This window comes from Pseudomonas sp. UTLPPB19802, from assembly GCF_059730225.1.
In genome coordinates this window covers 863,739-880,907 of the sequence record NZ_AP048545.1, presented here as the reverse complement: position 1 = coordinate 880,907, position 17,169 = coordinate 863,739, and the positions used below count along the sequence as shown (strand labels likewise).

At 63.4% G+C, this 17,169-nt stretch carries 16 protein-coding genes; 11 read left to right on the top strand and 5 right to left on the bottom strand.

The window, feature by feature from the left end; genetic code table 11:
* The first annotated feature begins 8 nt into the window (after positions 1-8).
* The 4 genes from AC6I6U_RS03935 to AC6I6U_RS03920 all read left to right on the top strand — a co-directional run bounded on the left by AC6I6U_RS03935 (position 9) and on the right by AC6I6U_RS03920 (position 2,986).
* The gene (locus AC6I6U_RS03935) at positions 9-281 is read left to right on the top strand and encodes a bacteriocin immunity protein (RefSeq protein ID WP_497880752.1); all 273 of its coding nucleotides are present in this window, start codon (positions 9-11) and stop codon (positions 279-281) included.
* 65 nt (positions 282-346) lie between these two features.
* On the top strand, positions 347-601 hold the full coding sequence (locus tag AC6I6U_RS03930) for a bacteriocin immunity protein (protein WP_497880751.1): 255 nt from the start codon (positions 347-349) through the stop codon (positions 599-601).
* 240 nt (positions 602-841) lie between these two features.
* Positions 842-1,873, top strand: coding sequence for a histone deacetylase family protein (locus AC6I6U_RS03925; RefSeq protein ID WP_497880750.1), 1,032 nt, complete (start codon positions 842-844; stop codon positions 1,871-1,873).
* Between the two features lie 12 nt (positions 1,874-1,885).
* Positions 1,886-2,986 (top strand): polyamine ABC transporter substrate-binding protein, encoded by a 1,101-nt coding sequence (locus AC6I6U_RS03920; protein ID WP_497880749.1) that lies wholly within the window; start codon positions 1,886-1,888, stop codon positions 2,984-2,986.
* An 81-nt stretch (positions 2,987-3,067) separates the two neighbouring features.
* On the opposite strand, the gene AC6I6U_RS03915 is transcribed toward AC6I6U_RS03920, so the two are convergent.
* Both AC6I6U_RS03915 and pdxR read right to left on the bottom strand, forming a co-directional pair.
* A complete protein-coding gene (locus AC6I6U_RS03915) occupies positions 3,068-6,454 on the bottom strand; it encodes a dermonecrotic toxin domain-containing protein (RefSeq protein ID WP_497880748.1) in 3,387 nt (1,128 codons plus the stop codon).
* A 171-nt stretch (positions 6,455-6,625) separates the two neighbouring features.
* Positions 6,626-8,176 (bottom strand): MocR-like pyridoxine biosynthesis transcription factor PdxR, encoded by a 1,551-nt coding sequence (gene pdxR, locus AC6I6U_RS03910; protein ID WP_497880747.1) that lies wholly within the window; start codon positions 8,174-8,176, stop codon positions 6,626-6,628.
* A 90-nt stretch (positions 8,177-8,266) separates the two neighbouring features.
* On the opposite strand from pdxR, the gene AC6I6U_RS03905 reads away from it, so the two are divergent.
* The 6 genes from AC6I6U_RS03905 (at position 8,267) to AC6I6U_RS03880 (ending at position 12,328) form a co-directional block, all read left to right on the top strand.
* Complete coding sequence (locus AC6I6U_RS03905) at positions 8,267-8,890, top strand: FMN-binding negative transcriptional regulator (RefSeq protein ID WP_497880746.1); 624 nt, start codon at positions 8,267-8,269, stop codon at positions 8,888-8,890.
* A gap of 9 nt (positions 8,891-8,899) precedes the next feature.
* Positions 8,900-9,346, top strand: coding sequence for a GNAT family N-acetyltransferase (locus AC6I6U_RS03900; RefSeq protein WP_497880745.1), 447 nt, complete (start codon positions 8,900-8,902; stop codon positions 9,344-9,346).
* 16 nt (positions 9,347-9,362) lie between these two features.
* Positions 9,363-10,034, top strand: coding sequence for a GNAT family N-acetyltransferase (locus AC6I6U_RS03895; RefSeq protein WP_497880744.1), 672 nt, complete (start codon positions 9,363-9,365; stop codon positions 10,032-10,034).
* Positions 10,035-10,173: 139 nt separating this feature from the next.
* Positions 10,174-11,484, top strand: a complete 1,311-nt coding sequence (locus AC6I6U_RS03890) for an autotransporter outer membrane beta-barrel domain-containing protein (protein WP_497880743.1) — start codon at positions 10,174-10,176, stop codon at positions 11,482-11,484.
* Positions 11,485-11,633: 149 nt separating this feature from the next.
* Positions 11,634-11,933 (top strand): hypothetical protein, encoded by a 300-nt coding sequence (locus AC6I6U_RS03885; protein ID WP_497880742.1) that lies wholly within the window; start codon positions 11,634-11,636, stop codon positions 11,931-11,933.
* A gap of 89 nt (positions 11,934-12,022) precedes the next feature.
* Positions 12,023-12,328 carry a hypothetical protein gene (locus AC6I6U_RS03880; RefSeq protein WP_497880741.1) on the top strand — a complete coding sequence of 102 codons (306 nt, stop codon included), beginning with the start codon at positions 12,023-12,025 and terminating at the stop codon, positions 12,326-12,328.
* 157 nt (positions 12,329-12,485) lie between these two features.
* Here the strand turns inward: AC6I6U_RS03880 and oadA are convergent, their stop codons facing one another.
* Together oadA and AC6I6U_RS03870 are read right to left on the bottom strand one after the other, a co-directional pair.
* Complete coding sequence (gene oadA / locus AC6I6U_RS03875) at positions 12,486-14,294, bottom strand: sodium-extruding oxaloacetate decarboxylase subunit alpha (RefSeq protein WP_497880740.1); 1,809 nt, start codon at positions 14,292-14,294, stop codon at positions 12,486-12,488.
* Between the two features lie 11 nt (positions 14,295-14,305).
* Positions 14,306-15,721 carry an acetyl-CoA carboxylase biotin carboxylase subunit gene (locus tag AC6I6U_RS03870; protein WP_497880739.1) on the bottom strand — a complete coding sequence of 472 codons (1,416 nt, stop codon included), beginning with the start codon at positions 15,719-15,721 and terminating at the stop codon, positions 14,306-14,308.
* Positions 15,722-16,037: 316 nt separating this feature from the next.
* On the opposite strand from AC6I6U_RS03870, the gene AC6I6U_RS03865 reads away from it, so the two are divergent.
* Positions 16,038-17,000 carry a LysR family transcriptional regulator gene (locus tag AC6I6U_RS03865; protein ID WP_497880738.1) on the top strand — a complete coding sequence of 321 codons (963 nt, stop codon included), beginning with the start codon at positions 16,038-16,040 and terminating at the stop codon, positions 16,998-17,000.
* Here the strand turns inward: AC6I6U_RS03865 and AC6I6U_RS03860 are convergent.
* Positions 16,942-17,133: a PA3496 family putative envelope integrity protein gene (locus AC6I6U_RS03860; RefSeq protein ID WP_497880737.1), complete on the bottom strand. Its 192-nt coding sequence runs from the start codon at positions 17,131-17,133 to the stop codon at positions 16,942-16,944. The genes AC6I6U_RS03865 and AC6I6U_RS03860 overlap by 59 nt on opposite strands.
* Positions 17,134-17,169: the final 36 nt, after the last annotated feature.

Genomic DNA, 17,169 nt, shown 5'->3' with positions numbered 1-17,169 from the left:
AAACCATCATGGAGAAAATCAAAGAAGATATCTCTCACTATACAGAAATAGAGTTTCTCGAACTCACAACAAACATATACACCAATGACAAATCAGTCTTTACGACTGAAGAATCTCACATAAATGCTGTTCTCGAGTTTAAACGACTGACAGAACACTCCAGCGGCTCCGACCTGATTTATTACCCAGATGAAAGCAGAGAATACAGCCCAGAAGGAATTGTGAAGCAAGTTAAAGAATGGCGCACTGCAAATGGCCTTCCCGGTTTCAAGGTAAGCTAACCATCAACGATGTCTCGTTCCTACAGGGTTCGTCGCCACTAAAAATTCATCGCACTGGATTAAATGTGAAAAGCAAAAACATCACTGATTACACCGAATCAGAATTTCTCTATCTTGTGAAAAAAATAATTGATGACGAAGGATCAGAAAGCGAGCAAGACAAAATGCTGGAAGACTTCATCTCTATAGCTGCCCACCCTGCCGGATCAGATCTCATCTACTACCCAGAAGGTAGGAACGATGGAAGTCCCGAGAAAGTGGTCGATGAAGTAAAAGAATGGCGCCTTGCTAACGGACTTCCAGGCTTCAAGGCAGGTTAACCATTAATAAGCCACGCTATGGCCGGTTTTTCTCCGCCACGGGTTACGATTAGCCCGGCTGTTCAAAGCTCACCCGCTCCTGACCACGCTCCCTAGTGGAGCACCATGCCCCTTCAAGGGGCGAATTTCGGTCAATCAATTTGGCCATATTCATCCCCTTTTGGCCGTTCCTGCCGTTCTCCAAAAGCCCACCTGCCGCAAGACTGTATTCCACCGAATCAGCCTCCGGAGAACAAGAAAATGCTGACGATCTACTCAGACGATCACCACCTGCACCACGGCCGCTGCGAGCTGATCGACGGGCAACTGATGCCCTGCTTCGAAATGCCTTCGCGCGCCGACCATGTGCTGGCCCGCGTTCGCCACCAGGCCCTGGGGCCGGTGCGCGAACCCGAAGACTTCGGCCTCGACCCGATCCGCCGCATCCATGGCGATGCCTACCTGGAATTCTTCAAGGGCGCCTGGGACCGCTGGGCCGAACTCGGCCAGGACGGCGACCTGCTGCCCTTCACCTGGCCGGCCCGCACCCTGCGCCAGGTCATGCCCAAGAGCCTGCACGGCCAGCTCGGCTACTACAGCTTCGACGGCGGCGCGCCGATCACCGCCGGCACCTGGCAAGCCGCCTACAGCGCGGCCCAGGTTGCCCTCACCGCCCAGGCCGCGATCCAGCAAGGCGCCCACAGCGCCTTCGCCCTCTGCCGGCCACCAGGGCACCACGCCGCCAGCGACCTGATGGGCGGCTACTGCTACCTGAACAACGCCGCCATCGCCGCACAGGCCTTTCTCGACCAGGGCCGCGCCAAGGTGGCGATCCTCGACGTCGACTACCACCACGGCAACGGTACCCAGTCGATTTTCTACGAGCGCAGCGACGTGCTCTTCGCCTCGATCCATGGCGACCCGGAAGCGGAGTTCCCGTTCTTCCTCGGCTATGCCGACGAGTTGGGCGAAGGCCCCGGCGAAGGCTTCAACTTCAACTACCCACTGGTCGCCGGCAGCGGCTGGGAGCGCTGGAGCGCCGCCCTGGAAAAGGCCTGCCACGAGATTGAGCGTTATGACGCCGACGTGCTGGTGGTCTCCCTCGGCGTGGACACCTTCAAGGACGATCCGATTTCCCAGTTCAAGCTCGACAGCCCCGACTACCTGCGCATGGGCGAACGCATCGCCCGCCTGGGCAAGCCGACGCTGTTCGTGATGGAAGGCGGTTATGCGGTGGAAGAAATCGGCATCAATGCCGTGAACGTACTCGAAGGTTTCCAGAACGCCCAATGAGGAATTAGAAGAATGGACAGACTCAAGCGTTTCATCGCCCCGGCCCTGTGCGCCATCGCGCTCAGCGGCGCAGCGCAGGCCGAGGACCGCACCCTGCGGGTCTACAACTGGTTCGACTACATCACGCCCAAGGCCCTCGACGACTTCAAGGCGCAGAACAGCCAGGTCAAGCTGGTCTACGACATCTTCGACACCAACGAGGCACTGGAGGCCAAGCTGCTCGCCGGCAACTCCGGTTACGACGTAGTGGTGCCGTCCAACGTGTTCCTCGCCAAGCAGATCGAGGCCGGGGTGTTCCAGCCGCTGGACCGCGGCAAGCTGCCCAACTGGAACCACCTCGATCCGAAGCTGATGAAGCTGCTGGAGGCCAACGATCCGGGCAACAGGTTTGCCGTGCCCTACATGTACGGCACCATCCTGATCGGCTTCAACCCGGCCAAGGTCAAGGCAGCGCTGGGCGACAACGCCCCGGTGGACAGCTGGGACCTGATCTTCAAGGAGGAGAACATCAGCAAGCTCAAGCAGTGCGGCGTCGCCCTGCTCGACTCGCCCTCGGAGATCCTGCCGCTGGCGCTGCAACACCTGGGCCTGGACCCCAACAGCAAGAACCCCAAGGACTATGAAAAGGCCGAGGCGTTGATGCTCAAGATCCGCCCGTATATCACCTACTTCCACTCGTCCAAGTACATGGCCGACATCGCCAACGGCGACATCTGCGTCGCCGTCGGCTACTCCGGCAGCTTCTCCCAGGCCGCCAACCGCGCGAAGGACGCCAAGAACGGCGTAGTGGTGGACATGCGCCTGCCGAAAGAAGGCGCGCCGATCTGGTTCGACATGCTGGCGATCCCCAATGGCGCCAAGGACCCGGAAGACGCCTACACCTTCATCAACTACCTGCTGCAACCGCAGGTGATCGCGCCGATCAGCGACTTCGTCGGCTACCCGAACCCGAACAAGGACGCCACCGAAATGGTCGATCCGGCGATCCGCCACAACCCCAACCTGTACCCGAGCGAAGCGGCGATGAAGACCCTCTACACCCTGCAGCCGCTGGACCAGAAGGCCGAGCGTGCGCGGACTCGGGCCTGGACGCGGATCAAGTCCGGCACCTGAACGTAGCCGCACCCGGCGTGACGCCGTCACGCCGGCAAGCACACACCAGTGGCCTGTCATGCGAATTAGCCACACAGGCCACTAGGGCGTCGGCGGCAGAAACAGTTTCGCGGCCGAAGCCGCATCGATCGGGGCCCGCCAGATCGCTTCGACATGTTGTCCGGAAACCTCCTGGGCCCGCTGGGCATTGATCCCCTTGAAGCGCTGCCGGGGTGTCTTGAGATGGGCCTTGGTAAAGCGACTGGCGTCAGCCGCCAGGCTCGAATAGTGAAAGTGCGCGTACCACAGCGGGGTGCGCTGCAGATCCGCGATCTCGTACTCCTGCAGAAAGTCTCGGCCCTTTCCGGCGGAAATGTCCTTGCGCGGGCCGAGGGGGCGAATCCTGATCTGCTGCTTGCCGTTGAGGTACGACACACCAGCGACCGTGGGCAGGTCCAGCTTGATACGGGCGATACGCAGGCTCACGCCATGGGCCCGCAACAGCTTCGCGCCGGCTTCGAGCTTGCTGATCAAGGCCTGCGGGTATTCGGCCAGGCCCGCCGTCAGATCCTGCAGGTCACGCGACAAGTCGCTGAACAGCTTGGCATCGTTGCGCAACCGCGTCTCGATGTCGGCCGGGCCCTGGACGATGCGCATGTCGCGCTCGCCCCTGGCCAGCCGGCCCGGTAGCGAGTCGAGCAACTGGTTGGCGTTCTTTTTCAGCGTGTTGAGCTTCTTCCGGGCCCGCACGCTCAGTTCGCCGGCGCCGCCCAGCAGCCGGGGACCGCTATCGAGCTGCCAGTCACCTGCCGCGCCCCGTTTCAACCAGGGACCCTGCCGCGCCGGATGATGCTCATCGATGATCACCACGCCATCGAGTTGGCGCGAGACACGGAACCAGTCACCCTCGACAAAGGCATAGAAAAGCTCGTCACGCTGGAACAACCCGCGCCACTCACCGTCGACCAGCATGATGCCGTAAGACTTGGCAGCCTCCAGCTTGAATCTGTCCAGCCGCTCCAGTTCGCTCAAGGATAAACCGCGTCCCTGGCGGCCCCAGATGAAGGCCAGTTGACTGCCATTTGCCGAGACCGGCGTGGCGGCCACCGCGTCGTCGATGATGACGGTGGCCTGCACCGGCTTCGCTTCAGCGACGGTCGCCGGCAGGCCGATCCGCAGTCGGCGGTGATAGACCAGCACCGCCGCCAGGTTCAACAGGACGTCGGCGAAGGCCGCCCATGGATGCAGGTTCTGCGGGTCGGTGAAGGTCTTGAGGCTCGACGCCAACTGCACGATCAGGCCGACACTCACCAGCGGGCCGGGAGCCAACGGGACCAGCAGGTTGAACAGCGCCCAACCGAGATCGCTGAAACGCTTCCAACGCTCCTGGGCATTGGACACCGCAACCGCCTCGGCCTGCCCGATCAACGCCTGCACGCTGGCGGCGAACAGCTCGGCCCCGGCCGATCCGGGCAGCACGGCGGTATCGAGCGAGGGCGGTTCGGGAATTTCGGGCGCTTCCCAGTCGGAAATGATCATCCGGGCCAGGTGCGGCTCCAGGAAACCACCGCGATCGTAGATCGGCCGCGTGCTGCCATCCAGGCCGGCCAGCACCGATCGTTGCAACTCTCCCTCCGCCTGGATGGCCACCAACAGGTGGGCGAACGAGGCGAATTCGAGCAAGGGTTCCGGCGCACCGGGCCGCAACAGCACCTGCGGCCCCCGCTCGCTGGCCTGCGGGCCGATCACGAACTGGTTGAGCACCCGATGCCCTGCCGCGCCGGGATGGGCCACCAGTGCCAGGGGGCGAAGCACGATGGTTTCACCCTGCACCGGGTGCGTGTCACTGTCCTGGGACACCACCGCCGCCAGGTAAAGATGCGCGGTCTCCGTCAACCGTTGCCTGAGCCGCATTTCCAACGCGAGCATCGGCAGCAGCGCGCGCAGATAGTCGGTGAACAGCCCCTGTTGGCGTGCCCGCTCGGGGCCGTCGTGCTGAAGCTTCTGCCTGAGCAACTCGGGATAGTGCTTGCCGATATCGGCGTCGCTTACCGCCGCGCGCAGCACCTCGTAGGTCATCCAGGACGGTGCCGCCTGGCCCAGGTAGTGAACCTGCGTCACGGTGGACCGTGGAAAGGCCCCGAGGTTGCGCAGCGCCATGGCCACATAGTCCAGGGAAATCGATTCGGTCCGCACGTCTGAACTCACGAAACCCGGCGCAGCCACTTCCCAGCTGGTGTTGGCGCTGCGTGTCAGGGTGATGCGGATATCGCCCACCGACACCCCCTTGGCCTCGGGGTTTCGTTTGAGCAGGGCGTCGGACAGCGCTTGCGCGGCAAACGCGAGAACGTCCGGAATGCCGTCGAGAAACGCCTTGCCAGCATGACGGCGATGCACTGCCGCCAGTTCGGTGACGTAGCGGCCATAGGTCGTGCGGTCGACGGTCGAGGCCTGTCGCAACCAGGCGGGCAGCAAGTCATGCAGCCGCCCCAGCTTCGCCTCGTGACCGGAGCGGAAGGCGCCCACCAGGGCCTGCGGGCCGGTCAGTTCGTGCAACTGCCGGTCGAGTGCCGCCGCCTCGCTGAAGTCGCCCGGCCTGATCGCGCCAATGCTTTCCAACTGGCGGGTCAGCAGGGTCACGGCCATGGCATCGAACAGATGATAGTCCGGCGAGTAATTCCTCAGGTCCGTGTCCTGCCCGTCCAGGGTCTGGCCCAGCGAGGTTTCCAACGCGTCGACGGAGTCGAATGTCTCGATCCCGCCCAGCAGCGTGTAGAGCAGCGCGACCTGCCGCTTGCCGACCCAGCGTGTCAGGGCCAGCGCCTGGAGGTGCAAGGGCTCGGGATCCCGGGCGCCATTGTCGATGATCGGGATATAAGCCTGCGTGCAGCCCTCGCCGAGCCGCTGGCGGCGCTCCTGCTGATCGGGAAAGTCGAGGACCGCCTGCACCGTGGCCAACTCCTCGCCCGATAGCGCGGCACTGGCCCGACGTAACTGCACCGAGATGAAGGCCGACAATTGTTGCCAGGGTGAGGCGCCCTGGGGTGATGGCCGGCTCCAGAAGTCGACCAGACGCTGCTTGTAGGCGTCCATCAACAACGGGGCCCACTCCCTTGGCCCGTCGTTCACAAGGTCGAGTTGCGAAGACAGCATCTGCGGATACTCGGCGCCCGGATAAAGCGTCAGGTAGCTGCCAAGCCCGGGAGCCGGCAGCACCTTGCCCTGCCAGCACTCGATGATCCGTTGCGTCAGCGGCACGATGCGGGCCACCGCCGGCGCATCGCGCCCCTTGCTCAAGCTGAACTCGATGAGCGCGGCATGGCGCAGTTGCGCCCCCAAGGCCGGGAAACTGTCCTCCAGCATCGCCTGCACCAGATAGGCGGCGGCGCTCTGCAGGTCGGGACGGGCGGCCAGGCAGCCGTTGAGGCTGTAGACCAGATAGGCCTGTTCGCTTTCGCTGACAGGCACCTTGGCGAGCGGCGCGCTCATACGTCGCTCCCGATGCGGGGAAAGGCGGGCTTCGAAGGGTGGGGCATGGCAACGGTCCTCTGGACGAAAGAGTCTCGCCATCGCCCGGTCGAACAGGGTCGGCGACGGCATCGTCCGCGACAGTAGCCAGGCTCCGTACCCGGCGTGCGGTAACTAAGTAGGCCGGCGGCCTCAGTCGCGCCAGGCCTCGCGCAAACGCCCCAGCGCCGCCACGATATCCGCCTCCGCTACCCCGGCGAACCCCAGGACCAGACCGGCGTGGTTCTCGGCCGGTGCGGCGGGTGGCTGGACCCAGAAGTGGCTCAGGGGACTGATCTCGACCCCGACGCCCGCCGCTTGCGCGATCAGCGCCTGCTCGCGCTCCAGGCTCTCGACCGGCACCGTCAAGTGCAGGCCGGCGGCCGCTTCCGGCAGGCGGCCGCAACCGCGGATATCCGTCGGCCAGTGGGCCAGCAGGGTGTTACGTCGGCTGAGGGCGGCACGGCGCATGCGCCGGATATGTCGCTGGAAATGCCCGGTGGCCATGAACTCGGCCATCACCACCTGGGTGCTGACCTCCGAATGCCGCATGTCCAGCGCCCGACGCTGCGAGAACGCCTCGACCAGGGTCGGTGGCAGCACCAGGTAGCCCAGGCGCAATGCCGGGAAGGCGATCTTGCCGAACGTGCCGACGTACAACACCCGCCCCAGCCGATCCAATGCCGCCAGGGGCGCCAGGGGTGCGCCGCTGTAGCGGTACTCGCCGTCGTAGTCGTCCTCGACGATCCAGCCGCCGGTACGCTCGGCCCAGGCCAGCAGTTCCAGGCGCCGCGCCAGGCTCATGATCACTCCGGTGGGGTACTGGTGGGACGGTGTCACATAGGCCAGCCGGCAATCCGGCAACTGCGCCAGGGCCGCGCAGTCCAGCCCATCCTGGTCCACCGCCACGCCATGAAGGGTGGCCCCTGCCACCGCGAAGGCCAACCGTGCCGCGCGGTAGCCGGGGTTTTCCACCGCCACGCCGTCGCCGGGGTCCACCAGCAACTGTGCACAAAGGCTGATGCCTTGTTGCGCGCCGCAGGTGATCACAATTTGTTCAGCGGTACACGACAATCCCCGCGAGCTGCGCAGGTAAGCCGCGATCAGTCCGCGCAAGCGCTCGTCGCCCGCCGAGGCGCCGTAACACAGCTGGCCCAGGTCGGGCTTGCGCCAGAAAGCCGCCTGCAGCTTGGCCCAGACGCCAAAGGGAAACAGATCGAAGGCCGGTACACCGACGCGAAAAGCACGCGGCGGACCACTCGGCGGCTTGTTCAACGGGTTCTCGTCGATACGCGCCAGCGCCTGATTGTGGATAACTTTACTGGATGTAATCCCAGCAGTTTCGCTCGATTTTGTGGATAAACCTGTGGGTAAGCTTGTTGAAAAGCCTGTGGATACTTTTGTGGACAACTTTTTGATCGGCAATGCCTTGTCCGGCAGGTGCGCGACATAGGTGCCATCACCGATCCGCCCTTCGATGAAGCCCTCGGCATACAACTGGTCATAGGCCCGCACCACGCTGTTACGGGAAATCCCCAGCGCATTGGCCAGGTCGCGGCTGGCCGGCAGGCGACTGCCACTGGCCAGGCGCCCGTCCAGCACTCGCACGCGCAAGGCCTGATAGAGCTGGCGACTGAGGCCCTTGCTCGGGTCAAGCACGATGCCAGCGGGATCGAACGACAGGGGAAGCGAAGGGTTGGACATGTCATTGGACCTATGAAAATCACCAACAATGGCTCTTACAACCAACCAATAGCCTGCCTAGGATGCCGGTATTCGCCAAGGAAAATTTCCATGTACACACCCAGCAGCTTCGCCGAACACGACCTGCCCACCCTGCACCGGCATATCCGGGAAACCCGCCTGGCGATGCTGGTCACCCACGGCAAGCTGGGCCTGCAGGCCAGCCACCTGCCGCTGATGCTCGACGCGGACCAGGGACCGCATGGCACCCTGCTCGGGCATCTGGCCCGTGCCAATCGGCAGTGGCAGGATCTGGCCGAAGGCGCCGAGGCGCTGGTGATCTTTCCCGGCGCCGATGCCTATGTCAGCCCGTCCTTCTATGCGAGCAAGGCCGAGCACGGCAAGGTCGTGCCGACCTGGAACTACGTGGCCGTGCACGCCTACGGCCAGGCCGAGGTGTTCGAGGATGCCGAACGCTTGCGCCAACTGGTCGGTGCGCTTACCGACCGCCATGAGGCCGGCCGGGCCAAGCCCTGGAGCGTCGACGATGCCCCCGAGCCGTACATCGCCGCTATGCTCAAGGCCATCGTCGGCATTGCCTTGCCGATCCAGCGCCTGGAGGGCAAGCGCAAACTCAGCCAGAACCGCAGTGCCGTCGATATCGCCGGCGTACAACAAGGGCTGGCGGCCAGTGCCGACAGCCAGGACCAGGCCCTCGCCCACTTGATGCGTTAAGGAGTCAGCATGAGTTCCATCGAAATCCGTCCGGTCACCGCCGCCGACCAGGCTGTCTGGCACCCGCTGTGGCAGGCCTACCTGAGGTTCTACGAAACCGAGTTGCCGGCAAGCGTCTACCAGTCGACCTGGCAGCGCTTGCTCGACCCCGCCGAGACCACCCATGCCGCCCTCGCCTGGCAGGACGGCAAGGCCGTGGGTCTGGTGCACTTCATCTACCATCGCTCGAACTGGAGCATCCAGGACTCCTGCTACCTGCAGGACCTGTTCGTCGCCGCCGACGTACGCGGCACCGGTCTCGGCCGGCGGCTGATCGAGCACGTGTATGCCACCGCGACCCAGGACGGCTGCAGCAAGGTGCACTGGCTGACCCACGAAACCAACGCCACGGCCATCCAGTTGTACGAACGGATTGCCGAGCGCCCCGGTTTCATTCAATTTCGCCACGGCCTGTGAACCCGAGGACCACCCCATGTCGACACCCGTAGCAAACTGGAACGGCGCACCGGCGCCGTCCACCCGGCGCCTCGAGGGGCGCTTCATCGTCCTGGAAAAACTCGACGTCGCCCGCCACGGCGACGACCTGTATCGCGCCTTCGAAGGTCCCGATGCCGACCCCAAGCTGTGGGATTACCTGCCGTACGGGCCATTCCCGGAGCGTGCGACCTTCAACGATTGGCTCAGCGGCAACGCGGCGGCCACCGATCCGTACTTTTTCGCCATCGTCGACAAGGCCAGCGGCGAGGTCCAGGGCGTTCTCAGCCTGATGTCGATCGTCCCGGCCCAGGGCCGTATCGAGATCGGCCACGTGACCTTCGGCGCACCGATGCAGCGCTCGCCCAAGAGCACCGAGGCGGTCTACCTGCTCGCCAGGGAAGCCTTCGCCCTCGGCTACCGGCGGCTGGAGTGGAAGTGCAACAACGACAACGCCCGCTCCCGGGCGGCCGCCGAACGCCTGGGCTTTCGCTTCGAGGGCGTGTTCCGCCAGCACATGGTGGTCAAGGGCATGAACCGCGACACCGCCTGGTACAGCATCATCGATGGCGAGTGGCCGACGGTGAACGCCGGGTTCGAGCGCTGGCTGTCGGAAGACAACCTGACTACGGCCGGACAGGTGCGAACCCTGGCCGAGTGCCGGGGCTGAGCCGACGCCACGGCGGACCTTGTAAAAAACAACGGGAAAACGCTGACATATCCCGCAAATCCAGGGTAAATGCGCCGACATTTACCGAGTACATGGGTCGATACATTTCCTCCTCGTTCAATACCGAGGATGAAATGGAATGCTCCCCGAAAAGACCCGCCTTGCCGTCACCCTGACCCTGCTCCTGAGCAGCCTGCTGGCCCAGCAGGCCCAGGCCCAGTACCCGTATTCCCCTTATTTTCCGGAGCGACCGTCCGCCCCCGACACGCAGCCAGGTACCAATGATCGAAACTGGACGATAGCGCCTCCCAAGCCGGAGAACCTGCCCACCTATCGACCCAACGGCACCTGGATCCCGCCATTCGAACCACCGAAGGGCGGACAGGGCGGCAACTACACGCCACCAATCCCCCGTCCGATCGAATCGCCCCTGCTGCACGCGCTGAGCCAGCTCGACCCGGCGGCCAAAGAGGCCGCCTGGGCCCAGCTGGCCGGCGCGGAACACGCGCACCTGGCCAACTCCACCCTGGCCAGCACCCGCCTGGTCGGCAACAGTGCCCTTGACGCCATGCGCCTGGGCGCAACCGACCCGACCGTCCTGTCGGGACAGGGGTCTGCCCGTCCCGAGGAAAGCCGCCTGTGGCTGCAGAGCCTGAACAGCGCCGGCCGATTCGAGCAAACGCGGGGCCGCAAGGATTTCGAACACGGCACCAAAGGCCTGGTGCTCGGTGCCGACTGGTCCCTGGGCGAGGCATGGCGCCTGGGCCTGCTGGGCGGCCAATCGCGCTCGACGCTGGAAGGCAGCCGCTTCAAGGGCGAACTGGACAGCTGGCACCTGGGTGCCTACGCCTTGCGCCAGAGCGGCCCCGCCGCCTTGCGCCTCGGCGTTATCCACAGCGACCACGATGGCCACACCCGCCGCAACGTGGCCTTCGCCGGTTACCAGGACCGGCTCGCCGGCGACTACAGCGCCACCAGCCAGCAAGCCTTCGCCGAGTTCGGCTACACCCTGGGCGGCGCCCGACTGAGCGTCGAACCCTTCGTGGGCCTGGGCTACGAACGCTACTCAGGCAAGGCCCACCGGGAAAAAGGCGGCGAAGCGGCGCTGCACAACAGCGCCCAGCGCCAGGACAACTTCAGCACCACCCTGGGCCTGCGTGCCGCCAGCGTGCTGCGCCTGGACCACGGCCTCAGCCTGACCCCGCACCTGAGCACAGGCTGGAAACACCTGTATGGCGAACCGGGCGGCAGCACGCACCAGACGAACCGGGTCACCGGCAAAACCTTCAGCAACGCGGGCATCGCCCAGGATCGCGACCGCCTGGCGATCGGTACCGGACTGGACCTCAAGCTCTCCGCCGGACACGCGATCGGCATCGCCTATACCGCAGAGATGGGTAAGGACAGCCACAGCCACGGCATCACGGGCCAGTGGCAGATGACGTTCTAGACCAGGACAGGACTCTCGCCCCGTGACCGTTGATCAGGACTGTCATTTCTGACAGTAGCTGGGCCTTTCCCAACCCTCGTAGCCTGAAGACGTCGCCCGCTCGCCCACACGGGAGCGGACATGGATGAACTTCAGCAATGAGGTGTGAAATGTTTGAGCAAACACAGGAAAACAGACCACAAGTCGACCTGCCGGAGGAGGCGGTCGTCGGGAAGATAGTCACCATCACGGGACGGGCCGTCAGCGTATTCAGCGGGATCTATGAGCTCGAATTTCGCGGCCCTGGCGAACCCTACTTCGTCACCATCCATCGCACGTCCTGGGACAGCATCGCTTTTACCGTTCCCGACAAAGTCGGCGAGCACGTGGTCGAGGGGTACTACACCTGGGGCACCTCTGTGCCGGATGACGCGCAGATCTTCGGAACCCTCGACATCAAGCCAGATTGAACCCACCGGAACCTGATCATCAATGAATGTTCGATGCCGTCTCCAGGCCCGACCATTGATCGGGACTGTCATTTCTCAGGAGGTGCAAAATGATCAACAAAAAACTGCAGGCAAAACCCAGGGTGGAACTGCCGGAGCAAGCGACCGTGGGGCAGGTCCTCACCCTCAGGGGACCGACCGTGAACACATTCAGCGGGCTCTATCGGTTCCACTTCACGAAAGGTGGGAATGACGCCCCAACCATCAGCGGTTTCAATATCGTCGACTGGGAAACCGTCTCTTTCACCGTTCCCGACAAGGTCGGCCAGGTCACTGTCTCAGGCCTCTATGTCAGCCTCACGTCCTTGCCGGAGGACGTACAGCTCTCGGCGACGCTCACGATCGTGCCGGCATGAACCCGCCGGGGCTCTGCTGCACACCCCCCTAACGACAGGTAACCCCTGCATGCCTGCGAGCCATCTCTACGTCGACGCCGTTGCACCGGGTAAAATCCGCATAAAAAAAGGGGGCACATGCCCCCCGAGGATTAAGCGTTACAGATGAAGGCCTTGTTCAGCCCTCGATCTCGATCAGGATCTCGCCCGGGTTGACCCGGTCGCCCTTGGCCACATGGATGGCGGTGACCTTGCCGGCAACCGCGGCCTGCACTTCGGTCTCCATCTTCATGGCTTCGGTGATCAGCACGGCCTGGCCGGCTTTCACGCTGTCGCCTTCCTTGACCAGCACATCGACGATGTTGCCCGGCATGGTGGTGCTGACGTGGCCCGGTGCGCTGGCCTGCTTGCGCTTGCTGCTGCCACCGCCGACGAACTCGTTGAGCGGCTCGAACACCACTTCTTCCGGCATGCCGTCGATGGACAGGTAGAAGTGGCGCTTGCCTTCGGCCTTGACGCCGACACCGGTGATGTCCACGCGGTAGGTTTCGCCGTGCACGTCGATGACGAACTCGGTCGGTACACCCTCGCCGCCCGGCGCACGCACACCGCCGGCCTCGGGGATCGGCAGCAGTACTTCAGGCACGAGAGTGCCGGCTTCGCGCTCTTCGAGGAACTTGCGCCCGATGTCCGGGAACATGGCGAAGGTCAGCACGTCTTCCTCGGACTTGGCCAGGGTGCCGACGTCGTTGCGCAGCTTGGTCATTTCCGGCTTGAGCAGGTCGGCCGGACGCACGTCGATCACGTCTTCGCTGCCGATGGCCTGGCGACGCAGCTTCTCGTTGACGGTGCCCGGCGCCTTGCCGTAGCCGCCTTGCAGGTACAGCTTCACCTCGTTGGTGATGGTCTTGTAGCGCTCGCCGGCCAGCACGTTGAAGAACGCCTGGGTGCCGACGATCTGCGACGTCGGGGTCACCAGCGGTGGGAAGCCGAGGTCTTCACGCACGCGCGGGATCTCTGCCAGCACTTCGTTCATGCGGTTCAGGGCACCCTGCTCTTTCAGTTGGTTGGCCAGGTTGGAAATCATCCCGCCCGGCACCTGGTTGACCTGCACGCGGGTATCGACCGCAGTGAATTCGCTTTCGAACTGGTGGTACTTCTTGCGCACGGCGTAGAAGTACAGGCCGATTTCCTGCAGCAGTTCCAGATCCAGGCCGGTGTCGAACTCGCTGCCTTTAAGGGCGGCGACCATCGACTCGGTACCCGGGTGGCTGGTGCCCCAGGCGAAGCTGGAGATCGCGGTGTCGATATGGTCGGCACCGTTTTCCACCGCCTTGAGCTGGCACATCGCGGCCAGGCCGGCGGTGTCGTGGGAATGGATGAACACCGGCAACGACTGCTCGGCCTTCAGCGCCTTGACCAGCTCGCCGGTGGCGAACGGTGTCAGCAGGCCGGCCATGTCCTTGATCGCCACCGAGTCGCAACCCATGGCTTCCATCTGCTTGGCCTGGGCCACGAACGCCTCGATGGTGTGCACCGGGCTGGTGGTGTAGGCGATGGTGCCCTGGGCGTGCTTGCCCGCCGCCTTCACCGCCTCGATGGCCACGCGCAGGTTACGCACGTCGTTCATGGCGTCGAAGATACGGAACACATCGATACCGTTGACCGCCGCCTTGGCGACGAAGGCCTTGACCACGTCGTCGCTGTAGTGGCGGTAGCCCAGCAGGTTCTGGCCACGCAGGAGCATCTGCAGGCGGGTGTTGGGCAGCGCGGCGCGCAGCTTGCGCAGGCGCTCCCACGGGTCTTCCTTGAGGAAGCGCACGCAGGCGTCGAAGGTCGCGCCACCCCAGACTTCCAGCGACCAATAGCCGACCTTGTCGAGCTTGTCGCAGATCGGCAGCATGTCTTCGGTGCGCATGCGGGTGGCGAGCAGCGATTGGTGGGCGTCGCGCAGGATCGTGTCGGTTACATGAATTTTCTTGGACATTGTTCTCTTCCTCACAGGCCTGCGTGGGCGGCGATGGCGGCGGCGATGGCCAGGGCCAGCTCTTCGGGTTTGCGCTTGATCGAGTAGTTGGTCAGTTCCGGATGGCTTTCCACGAAGCTGGTATTGAACTGGCCACTACGGAATTCCGGGTTACGCAGGATTTCCTGGTAGTAGGCGGCGGTGGTCTTCACGCCTTGCAGGCGCATGTCGTCCAGGGCCCGCAGGCCGCGGTCCATCGCCTCTTCCCAGGTCAGCGCCCAGACCACCAGTTTCAGGCACATGGAGTCGTAGAACGGCGGAATGGTGTAGCCGGTGTAGATCGCCGTGTCGGTGCGCACGCCGGGGCCGCCGGGCGCGTAGTAGCGGGTGATCTTGCCGAAGCTGGGCAGGAAGTTGTTCTTCGGGTCCTCGGCGTTGATCCGGAACTGCAGGGCAAAGCCGCGATGGATGATGTCTTCCTGCTTGACCGACAGCGGCAGGCCGGACGCGATGCGGATCTGCTCACGAACGATGTCGATACCGGTGATTTCCTCGGTGATGGTGTGTTCCACCTGCACCCGGGTGTTCATTTCCATGAAGTACACCTCGCCATCGGCGAGCAGGAACTCCACGGTGCCGGCGTTCTCGTAACCCACCGCCTTGGCCGCGCGCACCGATAGGTCGCCGATGTAGGCGCGCTGTTCAGGGGTCAGCTGGGGGCTGGGGGCGATTTCGATCAGTTTCTGGTTGCGGCGCTGGATCGAGCAGTCACGCTCGAACAGGTGCACCACGTTGCCGAAGCTGTCGCCGAGAATCTGCGCCTCGATGTGCTTGGGATTGACGATGCATTTTTCCAGGAAGACTTCCGCCGAACCGAAGGCCTTGGTTGCCTCGGAGATGACACGGGGGAACGCCTGCTCCAGTTCCTCGCGGCTGTTGCAGCGACGAATGCCGCGGCCGCCACCACCGGACGTGGCCTTGAGCATCACCGGATAACCGATGCGATCACCTTCGCTCAGGGCTTCCTCGATGCCGGAGACGTTGCCTTCGGTACCTGGAGTGACCGGCACGCCCGCCTTGATCATGCTGCGGCGCGCTTCGGTCTTGTCGCCCATGCGGCGAATCACGTCCGCCGATGGGCCAATGAATTTCACGCCACGTTCGGCGCAGATTTCTGCCAGCTCGGCATTTTCCGAGAGAAAACCATAGCCGGGATGCAAGGCATCGCAGCCGGTTTCCACTGCCAGGTTCACCAGCTTGCGCGGGTTGAGGTAGCCGGCCAGGGGCTCGGCGCCAATGCTGTAGGCCTCGTCCGCCCGTTTGACATGCAGGGCATGACGGTCGGCGTCGGAGAAAATCGCCACCGAGCGAATGCCCATTTCGGCACAGGCTCGCACGATGCGGACGGCAATCTCACCACGGTTGGCGATCAGGATCTTTTTTATCACTTGGAAATTCCTAAGCCGCTGGAACGAAACAACCTGCTGGAACCCCACGCGATCTCGGGAACGCATGGAGACAGGAAGGACCTGGGCCAGCCCACGATGATGTCCGTCAAAACACCAAAAGCCTCGCGGGCCGGCCCTCTGTCCACGACCCGATATCTGTCCCACAGAGCGGGTCGACGAGTGACCAAATGTTTCAAGCCAGTCGCGTCACCACACTAGCTCCCGCCATCGATAAACTAAAATCAATAATTATTGGGTTGGCTATAAGTAATGACTTATAGTCTAGTGACCCGCCGCCCGAGAGTGTTCGCAAAAAATGCGTAAGTCCTTGATGCGTATGACATTACGTCAGCTGAAAATCTTCAACGAGGTCTGCGATTTGCGCTCCTATAGCCGGGCGGCTGAAGAAATGTCGCTCACACAACCGGCCGTAAGCCTGCAAATTCGTCAGTTGGAAGAGCTGATTGGCCAGCCGCTGTTCGAATATGTCGGCAAAAAGCTCTACATGACTGAGGCAGCTGAAGCGTTACAGCGGGCCAGCCGGGATATTTTCGGCCGGCTGGAAAACCTCGATATGCAGCTCTCGGACATGCAAGGGTCACTGCAGGGGCAACTGAAACTGGCGGTGGAATCCAGTGCGAAATACTTCGTGCCGCACCTGTTCGCGGCGTTCAAGCGCCAGCATCCGGAGGTCAGCCTGCACCTGACGGTGGTCAACCGCGCCCAGGCCCTGCGACGCCTGTCGGACAACCGCGACGACCTGCTGATCATGTCCATGGTGCCCCAGGACATGGGCCTGGAATTCCTGCCATTCCTGAACAACCCGATCGTCGCGGTTGCGCCGCCCGATCATCCGCTGTGCCACCAGGGCCCGCTGCGCCTGCAGGACCTGGAGCCCTATCCGCTGCTGATCCGCGAACCGGGGTCGGGTACCCGGATGGCCTGCGAGGAGTACTTCAAGGAAAAGCGCGTGCACTTCTCGCAGACACTCGAGGTGACCTCTGGCGAGGCGCAGTGCGAAAGCGTGGTGGCGGGGCTGGGCCTGGCGCTGTTGACGCGCCATGCCCTGAGCCTGGAACTGGCGACCGGCGTGCTCCGGGAACTGCCGGTGGAAGAACTGCCGCTCTATCGCAGTTGGTGCGTGGTTCAGGCCAGGGATAAACGCCTGTCACCGGTCGCGCATGCGTTCCTGGGGTTCATCCGAAGTGAGAGGCTGCAGATCAGTGGGCTCGCTGAGCGCTTCGACGGTCGACTGCCGAGTCCATCTGCCAGTAATTGAGAGCGGCTATTTCCGCTTGCAGCTGACGCAGTTCGTTGCGGTCTTCGATTGCGCGACGGAACTCCATGCGACGCTGGTCTTCCTGCTGCCGACGGGTCTTTACGCTGCTTTGCTCTTCGTGGTGCCGGGCCATTTCGAGTCTCCCAGGTTGGGTTGGAGACTCCAAGAT

Bases quoted from the DNA above. Each gene is read 5' to 3' on its own strand.
- AC6I6U_RS03860 (WP_497880737.1), bottom strand. From the start codon at position 17,133: ATGGCCCGGCACCACGAAGAGCAAAGCAGCGTAAAGACCCGTCGGCAG.
- AC6I6U_RS03905 (WP_497880746.1), top strand. From the start codon at position 8,267: ATGTACACACCCAGCAGCTTCGCCGAACACGACCTGCCCACCCTGCAC.
- AC6I6U_RS03895 (WP_497880744.1), top strand. From the start codon at position 9,363: ATGTCGACACCCGTAGCAAACTGGAACGGCGCACCGGCGCCGTCCACC.
- AC6I6U_RS03920 (WP_497880749.1), top strand. From the start codon at position 1,886: ATGGACAGACTCAAGCGTTTCATCGCCCCGGCCCTGTGCGCCATCGCG.
- AC6I6U_RS03890 (WP_497880743.1), top strand. From the start codon at position 10,174: ATGCTCCCCGAAAAGACCCGCCTTGCCGTCACCCTGACCCTGCTCCTG.
- oadA (WP_497880740.1), bottom strand. From the start codon at position 14,294: ATGTCCAAGAAAATTCATGTAACCGACACGATCCTGCGCGACGCCCAC.
- AC6I6U_RS03925 (WP_497880750.1), top strand. From the start codon at position 842: ATGCTGACGATCTACTCAGACGATCACCACCTGCACCACGGCCGCTGC.
- AC6I6U_RS03880 (WP_497880741.1), top strand. From the start codon at position 12,023: ATGATCAACAAAAAACTGCAGGCAAAACCCAGGGTGGAACTGCCGGAG.
- AC6I6U_RS03865 (WP_497880738.1), top strand. From the start codon at position 16,038: ATGCGTAAGTCCTTGATGCGTATGACATTACGTCAGCTGAAAATCTTC.
- AC6I6U_RS03885 (WP_497880742.1), top strand. From the start codon at position 11,634: ATGTTTGAGCAAACACAGGAAAACAGACCACAAGTCGACCTGCCGGAG.
- AC6I6U_RS03915 (WP_497880748.1), bottom strand. From the start codon at position 6,454: ATGAGCGCGCCGCTCGCCAAGGTGCCTGTCAGCGAAAGCGAACAGGCC.
- AC6I6U_RS03900 (WP_497880745.1), top strand. From the start codon at position 8,900: ATGAGTTCCATCGAAATCCGTCCGGTCACCGCCGCCGACCAGGCTGTC.
- pdxR (WP_497880747.1), bottom strand. From the start codon at position 8,176: ATGTCCAACCCTTCGCTTCCCCTGTCGTTCGATCCCGCTGGCATCGTG.
- AC6I6U_RS03935 (WP_497880752.1), top strand. From the start codon at position 9: ATGGAGAAAATCAAAGAAGATATCTCTCACTATACAGAAATAGAGTTT.